The following is a 12,976-nucleotide window of genomic DNA, read 5'->3' as shown; positions in this document are numbered from 1 at the left end:
GATCTGGGCCATCATGGTTCGAGGCGAGATTTACCGGATGCCGGTGCCCGGCTCGGCAGCAGCCTGAGAACCAGTCGTTCAATCAGCGCGCTATCCGCGCGAAGGAGGTTGCGAGGACCATGTGAGATGATGGCGCACCGGTCAGACTGGGGATGAGGACAACCCGCCGAATGTCGAGGGCGTCGAAGCCCACAAAGCAGAATGGGACCTTATCCGCGGAAACCATCAGGGCCAGCGGTCGATGACCGCGCGAACAGGCCGGACACAAGACTGCACCCGACCAGCACGCCAAACTGTCACAGACCCCTTGCAACGCGGGAGCCATCCACACAAGACCTTCTTTAGACTGGCGTTGGTCTCATGGAGGCAAGCGGCCGATCCGGGCGCGATAGGCTTTGGTTCGTTACCGTGAGTTGAACAGCTTGGGCTTAGCGCCTCCGGTGGCCCGATGCGTTCCTGCCTGAGGAACGCAGAAGTCCTCGTTACGAATATAGTGTTCCCCGTTGAGAGCGGCGATTTTCTCCTTGTCCCCGGCAGAAGACATGAGGTCGGTGCTTGAGGACAGGGCGAGGCGCCTATGCCTTGCCCCTTCATCGAGACAGCGGAGAACGACCATGCATAAGAATGTTTACACTCCCGAGAATGCAGCGATGCTGCTGATCGATCATCAGGTCGGCACTATGTCGTGGACCCACTCCCACGACATCAACCTGGTCAAGGCCAATGCTGTGAAGCTGGCGAAGATCGCGGTCGGCGCCGATATCCCGGTGCTTCTGACCGTCAGCATGGAAGATCATGCGCAAGGGCCGCTCATTCCCGAGCTTCAGCAGATCCTGCCGGAGGCTTACCCGAAGCGCATCAAGCGGCCCGGGATCGTCAATGCGATGCATCACGACGGCTTCAATGCGGCGGTCAAGGCGCTCGGCCGCAAGAAGCTGATCGTCGCGGGGATCACGACCGAGATCTGTGTCCTTTTCCCGGTGCTGCAGATGTTGGACGAAGGCTACGAAGTGCAGGTAGCGGCCGATGCTTCAGCCTCCTACACCAAATATGGCGACGACCTCGCCTTGCGCCGGATGGAACGTGCGGGCGCGGTGATCATGACGCATGACCAGCTGATTTCGGAGCTGGCCGTCGACTGGAGCACGCCGCTGGGCCAGCGCCTGTCCGGCATCCTGGCTTATCACTGAGCGCTACGTGCCGCGCTCGTAAGCCCTTCCGGCCGAGAAGGTATGTCGTCGGCCGCTTTCAGCTATGGCCATCCGGGCGGTATCGTACCCGCTCGTATGGCCATGGCGACGACGATGGGCCTCTCTGGCGTTCGACCGAACCCTTCGCTGCCCCGTCATTTACCGCGCGGCGCCGCAACTCCTGAATGAAGGACCACCCCATGAAGGCGATGACCGTTGGTTCCCCCGCGACCCTGGAAACCCTGGGATTCAGCGAAAAGCCTGACCCAGGCCAGCCCGGAGAGGGCGAGATCCGTGTTGCGTTGCACGGTAGCTCACTGAACTTCCACGATCTGGGTGTGGTCACGGGACGCATGCCTGCGGAGGCTGGCCGTATCGCGCTGGCGGATGCCGGTGGAACGGTCGAGGCTGTCGGGAAAGGCGTGACCGAGTTCGCAGTGGGCGACCGGGTGGTTTCCTGCTTCTTTCCGGACTGGCAGGACGGCGCGCCGACGATCGGCAATTTCTCGCGTACCCCCGGCGATGGGATCGACGGCTTCGCGACCGAGTTCGTCGTTACACGCGCGACCGCTTTCACCCATGCCCCACGCGGCTATGATCATGTCGAGGCTGCGACGATAACCACGGCCGGTTTGACGGCATGGCGAGCCCTGATAGCCGATGGTGGCTTAAAGGCCGGCGACACCGTGCTGCTGCTCGGCACCGGCGGGGTCTCTATTTGGGCCTTGCAGATCGCAAAGGCGATGGGTGCGACCGCGATCGTCACGTCATCGTCCGGCGAGAAGCTTGAGCGTGCACGGGACCTCGGCGCCGACCATGTCGTCAACTATCGGGAGGTGAAGGGTTGGGGCCGTGCTGTCGCGGACTGGACCGGTGGGCGGGGCGTCGACTACGTCCTTGAGCTGGGCGGTGCCGGCACTCTCGCCAACTCGATCGCGGCGGTCCGCGTCGGCGGGCACATCGCGCTTATCGGCACTGTAACAGGCGTCGCGGGCGACGTGCCGACCGCCGCACTAATGGCCAAGCAGGCGCGATTGCAAGGCTTGATCGTCGGATCGCGGCGGCAGCAGCAGGAGTTCGTGCGCGCCATCGATGCGACCGGAATCCGTCCGGTGGTGGACCGGCGTTTCCCGCTCGGCAAACTTGCGGAAGCCTTCCGCTTTCAGCAGTCCTCCGGCCATTTCGGCAAGATCGGCATCGAGTGGTAGGTCATTTCGCAGCCGGCCCGATCCTCTCGATGAGGATTTCCGTCAGCACCCTCACTTTGCGTGGGAGGTGCTGACCGGGCGGACGCACGACGAAGATGCCGACCGATGGCAGCAGCCAATCGATCATGATCGGCACCAGCCGGCCCGCCGCGACATAGCGCTCGGCAATCAGCTGCGGCAGTGCCGCGATCCCGATGCCGGTCGCGGTCGCCTCGGCGATCGCCACGGCGCTGTCTGCCTTGAAGCGACCATGCGGGTGAATTTGCGTGACCGTGCCGTCGCGCTCGAATTTCCAGCTCTCAGTCCCGATCATCACCGCTGAATGACCAGCTACCTCCGCGGGAACCGATGGTGCGCCATGGGCGACCACATAATCGGGGCTGGCAAAGAGTCTGACGGGCAGCGTGCCGATGCGTCTCGCTACCAGGTTTGAGTCCGGCAGATAGCCGACCCGGATACCGCAGTCGAAGCCCTCGCTGACGAGATCGACATAGCGGTCGTTGAACAGAGTGTGGACGTGCAGAAGCGGATGTCGCTTCGCCATCTCGGCAAGGACAGGCGCGAAATATTCGGGGCCGAAGGATGACGGTGCCGCCAATCGCAGCAGTCCGCGCAGTTCGCCCGCGGGCATAATCTCTTCGCACGCGGCATCCAGCTCCGAACATATCCGAGCGGCGTGCTCCCGAAACGTCACTCCGGCCTCGGTCAGCGCCGCACCGCGGGTGGTTCGCGCCAGCAGTTGTGCCCCCAGCTCCTCTTCCAGCCGCACGAGACGCCGGCTGACGATCGACTTGGCCAAGCCGAGCCGCCTCGCTGCAGGCGATACGCCTCCAGCGTCAGCGACTTGAACGAAGGTCCTCAAATCGTCGACATCCATGGCGTTCCTCTTGCCGAGACTCAGCTAACCGTCAGACGTGGCTACTCGCCCGCATACAGCAACGCTACCTCTTCTGGCGAGAAGTCCATCCCGGACCTGAGGAGTATCATCATGCAACCGACCAAAATCATGCCGTCGATCACAAGGGGCGACTGGAAGCACGGCTTCGGCATCAAGGTGTTCTATCCGGGCTCCCTGTCGAACGAGGGCGACAGCGGCATCGGCGCGATCGGCCGGATTGACCGCGCTCAGATTCAGCCCGGACACATCATCGGAATGCATCCGCACAAGGATGACGAGATCTTCACCTACAAGAGGGCGGGCCGTATGCTTCATCTCGATACCGTCGGCAACCGCGAGGAGGTGACGCCCCGCCGTTTGATGATGATGAACGCCGGGCATAGCTTTCAGCACGAGGAACATGTCCTGGGCGACGAGCCCACGCAGGCGCTCCAGATCTTCCTGCGTCCGCGCGAGGGCGATCTGGAGCCGAAGGTTCAGTTACACGAGATGGATGCGGAGCGCAGCGACGATGCCTGGCGGCTTCTCGTTGCCCCGCAGGGAGCGGCTTTCGAAGTTCGTTCGCAAGCGTGGGTTCGAGATGCGCATTTGCACGCCGGTCACACTCTGGCTTTGCCCGACGTCATAGCGCCCGGTTTCGTCAGTCTCCTCTTTGTCTTCTCAGGCAAGGTGCGCGTCGGCGACCTCGCGATCGATGCTGGAGAACTCTACCATCTTGGCGACAGCGAGGTTGGCATCGCGGCAGTCACCGACGCCGACATCGTTCTGTTTACCACTGATACCACGGCCCCGGTCTTCAAGGGCGGCATGTTCAGCGGCAACGTCGCGCAGGCATGATCGAGCGGCCGATATCGGACCGATATTCGGCGTTTCGCCTGGATGGCGCAGGCGATCGCGAGCGCGAAGCAGGATGTCAATCAGGCGGGATTCTGCGTGCCTTCCCGTCCGATCGAGGTGATGGCGCAGGCGCATGTCGATCGGTCATTCTTCCACGCCGCGTAACAATGAACTGCCGAGCTTGAGCATTCTGCAAGAGTGAAACCTGCGGCACCTTGGCGATGCGGATCGGGAACAGGCCCGTCCATCATCGCAGGAGTGAGCCGTGAAGCTCTATCATCATCCCCTTTCGGGCCATGCCCACCGCGCCCGTCTCTTCGCTTCTCTTCTGGGGCTGCCGCACGAACTGGTCGAGGTCGACCTCAAGGCCGGCGCGCACAAGAAGCCCGACTTCCTCCGGATAAACCCGTTCGGTCAGGTTCCCGCTCTGGAAGACGGCGAGGTCGCCATCGCCGACTCGAATGCCATTCTCGTCTACCTGGCCAAGAAGGCAGGACGGAACGATTGGCTTCCAGACGATGCAAAGGGCGCCGCCGCGGTCCAGCGCTGGCTGTCGGTCGCTGCAGGCGAGGTCGCCTACGGTCCGGCTGCCGCGCGGCTCATCACGGTGTTCGGGGCCAAGTACAACCCCGAGGAGGTCATCGCCCGCGCTCATGTGCTGCTGGCGAGGCTTGAGAGCCAGCTCGACGGTCGCGATTGGCTCGTCGGCGACGGCCCCACCATCGCGGACGTGGCGATCTACAGCTATGTCGCCCGCGCGCCGGAAGGCAATGTCGATCTAACCGGCTATCCGAATGTCAACGCGTTTCTGCGGCGCGTCGAGGCCCTGCCCGGGTTCGTACCCTTTGTGCAGACCCCCGTCGGCCTGGCTGCGTGACGATGTGCCGGAGCGCGCCCGCCGGCGCGCCCGGACCTTTGATTCGAAGGAGCGGGGACATGGATACGACACTCGCGAAGCTGCCTGTATGGCATGAGGGAGAACGGTATCTGCAGGAAAAGGCCGGCATGGCCGAACGCATGGCCGTCGTCGGGCAACGGGTGGTCCGTGACTTCATGCCGGACCAGCACCGCGAGTTCTATGCGCAGCTGCCCTTCATCGTGCTCGGCAGCATCGATCCTGCCGGGGATGCCTGGGCAACGTTCATCGAGGGGCGGTCCGGCTTCATGTCGTCACCGTCGCCGACCGTTCTCGATATCGCAGCACATCCGGCCGCGGGCGATCCGGCGGCCGAGGGCATGGCGGATGGCGCTCCCATCGGGCTGCTCGGCATCGAAATGCATACCCGCCGCCGCAACCGCATGAACGGCTTCGTCTCGACGACCGCCGCAGGCCTCAGCGTCGCGGTCGACCAGAGCTTCGGCAACTGCCCCCGCTATATACAGTTGCGGGATTTCTCGTTCAGCCGGGAGCCCGGCACCCGGCCGGGATCGATTGCCGAGAGCCTGGCGACGCTGGACGATGCTGCGCGCGAGACGATACAGCGTGCGGACGCGTTCTTCGTTGCCTCCTATGCCGATCGAGAAGATCGCCGCCAGGTCGATGTTTCGCACCGCGGCGGCAAGGCCGGGTTCGTCCGCGTCGGCGAGGACGGAACGCTGACAATCCCGGATTTCGACGGGAATCTGTTCTTCGCCACCCTCGGCAACATTCATCTGAACGGCAAGGCCGGGCTCCTGTTCGTCGATTTCGAAAGCGGCGATATGCTCCAACTGACGGGAGACGCGGCGCTTGTTCTGGACTCGCCGGAGATCGCCGCCTTCCAGGGGGCCGAACGGCTCTGGACCTTCAAGGCGCGCCGGATCGTCCGACGCCGCGCCGCGCTCGCCCTGCGCTGGAACTTCCGGCAGAACGGCTGGTCTGCGAACTCGCTGATGACCGGCGATTGGGAGCAGGCCGCCGACCGGCTTCGGGCGGCGGAGCTGGCGACGCGCTGGAGGCCACTGCGCATTGCGAGGATCGTCGACGAGAGCGCTTCGATCCGATCGTTTTATCTGCAGCCCACGGATGGAGCGGGACTGCTCGCTCACCTCGCCGGGCAGCACCTCCCGATCCGTCTGACGCCCAAAGGCGCCGAGCAGCCTGTGGTGAGGACCTACACCATGTCGGCAGCACCCTCAGACGGCGTCTACCGGATCAGCGTGCGACGCGACGGTCTGGTCTCGACCCATCTGCACGACAATCTGCGGGTGGGCGATACCATCGAGGCGCGCGCGCCTGCAGGCTCCTTCACCATCGACGCAAGAGCGACACGTCCTGTCGTGATGCTGGCGGGTGGCGTCGGTATCACCCCGCTGCTCGCGATGCTGCGGCACATCGTCTACGAGGGGGTGCGCAAGCAGCGCATCCGGCCGGTCACCCTGTTCCAGGCCGCTCGGACCAAGAAGGATAGGGCATTCGACCACGAGCTTTCCGAGTTGGTCGCGGCTGCACAAGGTGCGGTCAAGCTAGTGCGCCTCCTCAGTGATACGACCGATGCAGAGCCAGAGCGTGATTACGACGTCTCGGGCCGGCTGGACGTGGCTGCGCTGAGTCGCTTCCTGTCCTTCGGCGATTACGACTTCTTCCTCTGCGGTCCGCCGTCCTTCACCCAGGCTCTGTATGACGGCCTGCGCGGCCTCAACATCGCAGACGACCGTATTCATGCCGAAGCCTTCGGACCGTCGTCACTCAAGCGCACGGCTCCGGCAGTCCCGATCGAGTCAGCCGTCAAGCCACAGCCCGCGACTCATGCGGTTCCTGTCGTCTTTACGGAATCGCTCAAGGAAGCCCGCTGGACTCCGGGCTCCGGCACGCTCCTGGAATTGGCCGAGGCGCGCGGGCTGGAGCCCGCATTCAGCTGCCGCGAGGGCCATTGCGGCACATGCCGGACCAAGCTCGTCAAGGGCCGTGTCGCTTACGTCCGGGAGCCTGCGGCCGCATTGGAAGAGGGCGAGATCCTGCTCTGCTCGACCGTTCCGGCCGAGCCGGAGGGGAGCGACGACAACAGGATCCAGCTGGCGGTCTAATCTCGTCCGCCGTCATTGCTGTCTGGCGCGCAATAAAGCCTTCCGCCTTTCGAGCATTCAGCACGTTGACCCAACGGATCATTCTTCAACTCAGACGAGAGCAGTTCTCTCGCCTTCAAAACAGGAGAAACATCATGTCCTACATCCCGACCCCCGCGACGATCGAGGAGGCACCTGAAGCCTCACAGCCTATCCTCGAGACGATCCGCAAGCAGATCGGCACGGTGCCGAACATCTTCCGGCTGGTTTCGACCAGCACCACAGCTCTGACGGGGCTTACCGGCTTCCAGGCCGCCTTGGGCAAGGGCAAGCTTGCGCCGGCGACTCGCGAGCGGATCGCGCTGGCGATGGCCGGCGTCAACGGCTGCGATTACTGCCAGGCGGCGCACACCTATTTCGGCGGCAAGTTCGCCAAGCTCAGCGACGATGAGATTGCGGCCAATCTGGAGGGCACCTCCCAGGATCCCAAGGCGGCTGCGGCGGTCGCCTTCGCGCGGGCCCTGGTGGTCTCGCGAGGATCGGTCGGCCCGGCCGCGCTCGATCAGGTTCGGGCCGCCGGGTACAGCGATGCCGAGATCCTCGAAATCATCGGCCATGTCGCTGTCAATACCTTCACCAACTACGTCAACGAAGCGCTCGGCACCGAGGTCGATTTCCCCCTCGTCGAGCGTCTCGCGGCCTGAAGTCGACGGCCGGCGCGCGCGATGCGCCCGGCCGCCGTTTCCAAGCAATCCAGGAGAAGAAAAATGTCCCGCCCGCCGCTACCACCCTTCACCGAAGAGAGCGCCATCGAGAAAGTCCGCCTGGCTGAAGACGGCTGGAATACGCGCGATGCCGCCAAGGTCGCGCTCGCCTATACGCTCGACACGAAATGGCGGAACCGGGCGGAATTCTGCAACGGTCGCGATGAGGCCCAGGCCTTCCTGACCCGTAAGTGGAATCGGGAGCTCGACTACCGTCTCATCAAGGAGCTCTGGGCCTTCCGCGGCAACCGGATCGCCGTGCGCTATGCCTACGAGTATCACGACGACAGCGGCCAGTGGTTCCGTGCCTATGGCAACGAAAACTGGGAGTTCGCCGAGGATGGGCTGATGCGGGCGCGCCATGCCAGCATCAACGAAATGCCGATCAGCGAGGCCGAGCGTAAGTTCCGCTGGCCCTTGGGCCGCCGCCCTGACGATCATCCCGGCCTCAGCCATTTCGGCTTTTGAAATCCTTCATCCTTGCGGAGACGCGGCCGTGATTTCCGATCCAATCAACGAGCGCGTTCGCGTCTCGATTGAGCTCGCCTTGATGGAAGGCCCAGATGACCCGTCCGCATATTGGCAACAGTACGCGGACGCCAAGCGGCTCGGGATGAGTGAGGCCGAGATCGACATTGCAAGAGAGGGGCGAAGCTTCGATGTCCAGACCGCTACGGTTCAGGCGGTCGCGATCGCGGCGCTGTCCGAAGATGAGGCGCTGCGAACTGCCGCTCGCGCGAGGGCGGAGACCCTCGGCCTGTGCGACGACACATGCCGAAAGATCGAGACCTTCGCCAGACGCTTCATAGCGACATTCAAACAAGGCTCGGCCAGCAGCGCGTAAGCGCATGGCGGTCCAATTTTGCGGAACCTCCTTGCGACCCGCTATAGGCTGCTGAAAGCATTGCAGCGGGCATACCGGCCGCAGGGGGCAATTGATGGATCGCTGGCAGGCCATGCGCATCTTCGTGAAGGTAGCGGAGACCGCTAGCTTTTCGGAAAGCGCGCGCCAATTGCATATGAGCGCTCCTGCCGTGACGCGCTCCGTGGCTGCCCTGGAAGACGCCATCGGCGCGCGCTTGTTCGTGCGCACGACCCGATCCGTGAAGCTCACCGAAGCCGGCGACCGCTACTTCGACGATTGCCGCCGAATCCTCTCGGATATCCTGGAGGCGGAAGCTGCGGCCGCCGGGTCCTATGCGACGCCCTCAGGAACGCTCGCGGTCACCGCGTCGCTCCTGTTCGGCCAGATGTACGTCCTGCCGATCGTCACGGATTATCTCGACGCCTATCCGACCATGGCGGCAAGGACCCTGTTCCTGGACCGCCAGGTCAATATCGTCGAGGAAGGTATCGATGTCGCGGTCCGGATAGGGCATCTCCCAGATTCCGGCTTCACGGCAGTGAAGGTCGGCTCGGTTCGGCGGGTTGTCTGTGGTGCCCCGTCCTATTTCGAGAAGCATGGCGTCCCAACGACTCCCCAGCAGCTCAAGGACCATCGGATCGCGGCCTCGACGAGTGCCTGGGCTTCGCCGGAATGGCGGTTTGCCCGTGAACAGCGGGTCACAGTTCATCCCTCGCTTCAGTGCAACACCAATGAAGCGGTCATTTCGGCCGCTGCCGCTGGCTGGGGGCTGACGCGCGTCCTGCATTATCAAATCGGCCCGGCCTTGTTGGATGGACGCCTCCAGGTCGTGCTGAGTGACGACGAGGAACCGCCCTTGCCGATCCACGTCGTGTATGCGGAAGGACGCCAGGCCCCGGCCAAGGTGCGCACATTTGTGGACGCCGCGGTGACAGCGCTCCGCGCCAACCGTCTCCTGAACTGATCCCCTGCCAGGAAGGCCAGTTCGGCTCGCTCATTGCTGTCCGGGCTCCCTGCGCCAACCCTCACCCCAAAACGGAGCGCGGCTCCAGGAAAGCCTCCAATCCGAATGAGCCATACTGGCGTCCAATCCCCGACTGCTTGAAGCCGCCGAAGGGCGCGTGCGGTTCGTGTTTCGCTCCATTGATGACTACGCGGCCCGATTGCAGCTGCGACGCAATGCGCCGGCAACGCTCTGGGTCGGTACCGATGACATAGTTCTGAAGGCCGTAGTCCGTGTCGTTTGCGATGCTGATGGCGTCATCCTCACCGCGATAGGGGAGAACGCAGAGTACCGGCCCGAATATCTCCTCGCGTGCGATCCGCATGCTGTTATCGACCTCTCCGAAAAGCGTCGGTTTGACGAACCAGCCGCTATTCAGGCCGTCGGGCCTGCCTTCGCCACCGGCGAGAATACGAGCCCCCTCTTGTGGGCCGAGCGCGATGTAAGACTGGACGCGCTCCCACTGCTTGGCGCTGACCATCGGGCCGATGCGCGAAGCCGGATCATTGCCGGGTCCGACCGGCCAATTCGCCAAGCCCGCCACCAAGCGTTCCTGCATCGTCGTCAGCTTGTGCTCCGGGACCAGAATGCGCGTTCCTGCGATGCAGGCCTGCCCGCTATTGATGAAACCGTTGGCGAGCACCTGAGCAGCGGCAGCGTCTAGATCGGCATCGTCGAGAACGATCTGCGCACCTTTCCCGCCGAGTTCGAGCGTGACCCGCTTCATCGTCTCCGATGCCGCGCGAAGGATCGCCCGCCCGGTCGCAGTCGACCCGGTGAAGGTAATTTTGGCGATGTCGCGATGACGGGTCAGGGCGTCCCCGGCCAATGCTCCAGTCCCGTTGATGATGTTGTAGACGCCGTTCGGCAGTTCGGCCTCATCGAGCGCCTCCGCGAGCACCTGCGTCTGCCAGGCGCTCATCTCCGAAGGCTTGATCACGATCGAGGTGCCCGCCGCGATGGCTGTGGCGAGCTTCGAGCAGATGAAGCCGAGATTGCTGTTCCAGGGCGTGACAGCGGCGGCCACGCCAACCGGGCGCATCTCGACCAGCGCTGATCCGATTTGGCGCTGCCAAGGATAGGCCTCGACCGTTTGTGCCATGTCGAGGAAGACCTGTCCTGCCCGGCTGGCGCTGGCCTCCACGAATGGCGCGGGTGCGCCGTATTCTTCGCTCATGGCCTCGGCGAGATCCGCGCTACGTCGCGAGACGACATCCGATAGCCGATGCAGCATCGCGACGCGCTTGCTGTTCGACATCGTTGAAATCTCCGCATAAGCGGCAACAGCCGCTCGAACCGCTGCATCAACATCCGCTGCATTCGACAAATGGACCGTGGCGATCTGCTCCTCCGTCGCGGGGTTGAACAGCGGCCTTAGGTCAGTGCCTTGCACCGGCACGAAGCGGCCATCGATATAGTTCTGATTGATTGTTCGCATCGAAAGCTCCTGTGTCTGGCTTTCGATATGCAGGGCGACGTGCGATGAAAGAAGCCACGTCAATCTCATCGGATCAATGAGAATAATCGAGCAATGAAGCTGAGCTTTGCGGAGGCCGAGGCGGTTATCGCCGTGGCGCGCCATGGAGGATTCCGCGCGGCCGGGCGCTCGCTCGGGCAGACCTCGTCTGCGCTGAGCCATGCCGTCGCTGGTTTGGAGAACCGGCTGGCGGTCAAGCTGTTCAATCGCACGACCCGGAGCGTCTCGCTGACGGCAGCCGGTGAGCAATTCGTCAACGGCATCGGTCCGGCCCTCCAGTCGATCGGTCAAACGATTGACGAACTCGGCGCGGAGGCGAGCGAGCCGTCGGGGACGTTGCGCATCACCACATCCTTGGGCGCAGCGCGCATGATGCTGGAGCCGATCCTGCTCGCCTATTCCACACGCTACCCCAAGGTGACGCTGGAGATCGCGACCGATGCGGCCTTTGTCGATCTTGCGGACGGATCGTTCGATGCCGGTGCACGGCTGGCCGACGCAGTGCCCCCTGATATGGTCGCCGTGCCGATCTTTCCCTGGCTCAGGATGATCGTCGTCGGCGCGACGGACTATTTCGCCGAGCGCCCAAAGCCTTCATCGCCGCTCGACCTAGCGAAGCATCATTGCATCCAGCATCGGATGGCCAACGGTCGCCTTTATCGGTGGGAGTTCGAGCGCCGTGGCGAAGCAATGACTGTCGATGTACCAGGCGTGCTCATCTTCGACGCCACAGAACTCGCTCTATCCGCCGCTCTGGCAGGCGTCGGTCTCGCCTACGTCGAGGAGACTTCGGCCCGCCCACATGTCGAAGCTGGCCGGCTCATCGAGGTGCTTAGCGAGTGGACGCCGCCTTTTCCGGGCTTGTCGCTGTATTTCTCTGGGCGCCGGAATATCCCGCTGAAGCTTCGCGCGCTCATTGATCTGATCAGAGAGGGGGGCCGATAGCTCACGGCACATTACCAGAGTGGGATGAACGAGAAGCGCCAATTGGTGACGTTCGATCCCCTACCGGCCCCGACCTTCGGATACGTTTGGATCGGCTGCTCGAAGGGCCTTCGAATAGGTCAATTCAGAGGCTCGGCGCATCTTTCTGATATCACTTCCCGCCCTCGATGTATTCCGGCTACGGTACGCGAGTGACCTCGCTCCGTCCCAACCTTGTCAAGCGCATCGCGCGGCTACCCAAGCCGGCGAACGTCGCCGATGCGCTGCAGCCCCTGTTCGAGGCAATCAGCAACGCGATCCATTCGACCCAGGCGCGATTCCTGGAGACGGTGGCCGCTGAGGGTCGCGTTACTGTCACGGTTCAGACCGACCGCAAGAAGGAAGCCGTCACCGCCATCGTGGAGGATAACGGGCTCGGCCTGAACGAAAAGAACTGGGAAGCCTTCATCACCACCGACACGGACAACAAGATCGAGATCGGCGGCAAGGGCGTCGGCCGCCTGATGTGGCTGGATTGCTTGTGAGATCGCCTGCAATGTTGCCCCCCGTGAGGGGCGTTTATCGCGTTGAAGGTTAGCCCCCCTGTTATCGGCTCTGGCTGATCCTTCCGGTTTTTCGGAAGGGTCCGGGGATGACGGGTGTGGAGACGATCGCGCGGATCCGGTTCGAGCATTTCCAGAACGGCAAGGGGATCAAGCGGATCGCCCGCGAGCTCGGCATTGCGCGCGACACGGTTCGCAAGGTGCTCCGCTCGGGCGCGACCGAGTTCACCTACAAGCGCGAGGTCCAGCCGCAGCGGAAGCT

The 12,976-nt window shown here is 63.4% G+C and carries 14 protein-coding genes and 1 pseudogene; 13 read left to right on the top strand and 2 right to left on the bottom strand.

Annotated features, from left to right (window positions below; translation table 11 throughout):
• The first annotated feature begins 614 nt into the window (after nt 1–614).
• Together BMZ21_RS29770 and BMZ21_RS29765 are read left to right on the top strand one after the other, a co-directional pair.
• Nucleotides 615–1,190, top strand: coding sequence for an isochorismatase family protein (locus BMZ21_RS29770; RefSeq protein ID WP_091843863.1), 576 nt, complete (start codon nt 615–617; stop codon nt 1,188–1,190).
• A gap of 200 nt (nt 1,191–1,390) precedes the next feature.
• Nucleotides 1,391–2,398, top strand: a complete 1,008-nt coding sequence (locus BMZ21_RS29765) for a zinc-dependent alcohol dehydrogenase family protein (RefSeq protein ID WP_091843860.1) — start codon at nt 1,391–1,393, stop codon at nt 2,396–2,398.
• Nucleotide 2,399: 1 nt separating this feature from the next.
• Here BMZ21_RS29765 and BMZ21_RS29760 read toward each other — a convergent pair whose 3' ends face one another.
• Nucleotides 2,400–3,275, bottom strand: a complete 876-nt coding sequence (locus tag BMZ21_RS29760) for a LysR family transcriptional regulator (RefSeq protein WP_091843855.1) — start codon at nt 3,273–3,275, stop codon at nt 2,400–2,402.
• A 111-nt stretch (nt 3,276–3,386) separates the two neighbouring features.
• On the opposite strand from BMZ21_RS29760, the gene BMZ21_RS29755 reads away from it, so the two are divergent.
• The 8 genes from BMZ21_RS29755 to BMZ21_RS29725 all read left to right on the top strand — a co-directional run bounded on the left by BMZ21_RS29755 (nt 3,387) and on the right by BMZ21_RS29725 (nt 9,711).
• Nucleotides 3,387–4,133: a pirin family protein gene (locus tag BMZ21_RS29755; protein WP_091843852.1), complete on the top strand. Its 747-nt coding sequence runs from the start codon at nt 3,387–3,389 to the stop codon at nt 4,131–4,133.
• 42 nt (nt 4,134–4,175) lie between these two features.
• Nucleotides 4,176–4,298 (top strand): hypothetical protein, encoded by a 123-nt coding sequence (locus tag BMZ21_RS31045; protein WP_280141496.1) that lies wholly within the window; start codon nt 4,176–4,178, stop codon nt 4,296–4,298.
• Between the two features lie 100 nt (nt 4,299–4,398).
• Complete coding sequence (locus BMZ21_RS29750; RefSeq protein ID WP_091843849.1) at nt 4,399–5,010, top strand: glutathione S-transferase family protein; 612 nt, start codon at nt 4,399–4,401, stop codon at nt 5,008–5,010.
• A 59-nt stretch (nt 5,011–5,069) separates the two neighbouring features.
• Nucleotides 5,070–7,139 (top strand): 2Fe-2S iron-sulfur cluster-binding protein, encoded by a 2,070-nt coding sequence (locus tag BMZ21_RS29745; protein WP_091843846.1) that lies wholly within the window; start codon nt 5,070–5,072, stop codon nt 7,137–7,139.
• A 134-nt stretch (nt 7,140–7,273) separates the two neighbouring features.
• Nucleotides 7,274–7,822, top strand: coding sequence for a carboxymuconolactone decarboxylase family protein (locus BMZ21_RS29740; RefSeq protein ID WP_091843841.1), 549 nt, complete (start codon nt 7,274–7,276; stop codon nt 7,820–7,822).
• A 63-nt stretch (nt 7,823–7,885) separates the two neighbouring features.
• The gene (locus BMZ21_RS29735) at nt 7,886–8,350 is read left to right on the top strand and encodes a nuclear transport factor 2 family protein (RefSeq protein WP_091843837.1); all 465 of its coding nucleotides are present in this window, start codon (nt 7,886–7,888) and stop codon (nt 8,348–8,350) included.
• A 28-nt stretch (nt 8,351–8,378) separates the two neighbouring features.
• Nucleotides 8,379–8,726 carry a hypothetical protein gene (locus tag BMZ21_RS29730; RefSeq protein WP_091843834.1) on the top strand — a complete coding sequence of 116 codons (348 nt, stop codon included), beginning with the start codon at nt 8,379–8,381 and terminating at the stop codon, nt 8,724–8,726.
• A 94-nt stretch (nt 8,727–8,820) separates the two neighbouring features.
• Complete coding sequence (locus BMZ21_RS29725) at nt 8,821–9,711, top strand: LysR family transcriptional regulator (protein WP_091843831.1); 891 nt, start codon at nt 8,821–8,823, stop codon at nt 9,709–9,711.
• 61 nt (nt 9,712–9,772) lie between these two features.
• Here the strand turns inward: BMZ21_RS29725 and BMZ21_RS29720 are convergent, their stop codons facing one another.
• Complete coding sequence (locus BMZ21_RS29720; protein WP_091843828.1) at nt 9,773–11,188, bottom strand: aldehyde dehydrogenase family protein; 1,416 nt, start codon at nt 11,186–11,188, stop codon at nt 9,773–9,775.
• Nucleotides 11,189–11,281: 93 nt separating this feature from the next.
• Here BMZ21_RS29720 and BMZ21_RS29715 point away from each other — a divergent pair, with 93 nt between their 5' ends.
• The 3 genes and pseudogenes from BMZ21_RS29715 to BMZ21_RS30155 form a co-directional block, all read left to right on the top strand.
• Complete coding sequence (locus tag BMZ21_RS29715) at nt 11,282–12,172, top strand: LysR family transcriptional regulator (RefSeq protein ID WP_091843825.1); 891 nt, start codon at nt 11,282–11,284, stop codon at nt 12,170–12,172.
• A gap of 191 nt (nt 12,173–12,363) precedes the next feature.
• Complete coding sequence (locus BMZ21_RS29710) at nt 12,364–12,696, top strand: ATP-binding protein (protein WP_208862406.1); 333 nt, start codon at nt 12,364–12,366, stop codon at nt 12,694–12,696.
• Between the two features lie 107 nt (nt 12,697–12,803).
• Nucleotides 12,804–12,976: pseudogene (locus BMZ21_RS30155) on the top strand (IS21 family transposase); the annotation flags it as partial.

Source organism: Allobosea lupini (genome assembly GCF_900109525.1).
GTDB lineage: Bacteria > Pseudomonadota > Alphaproteobacteria > Rhizobiales > Beijerinckiaceae > Allobosea > Allobosea lupini.
Note: the sequence above shows the minus strand (reverse complement) of the source record. Positions and strands in the feature narration are given on the sequence as shown.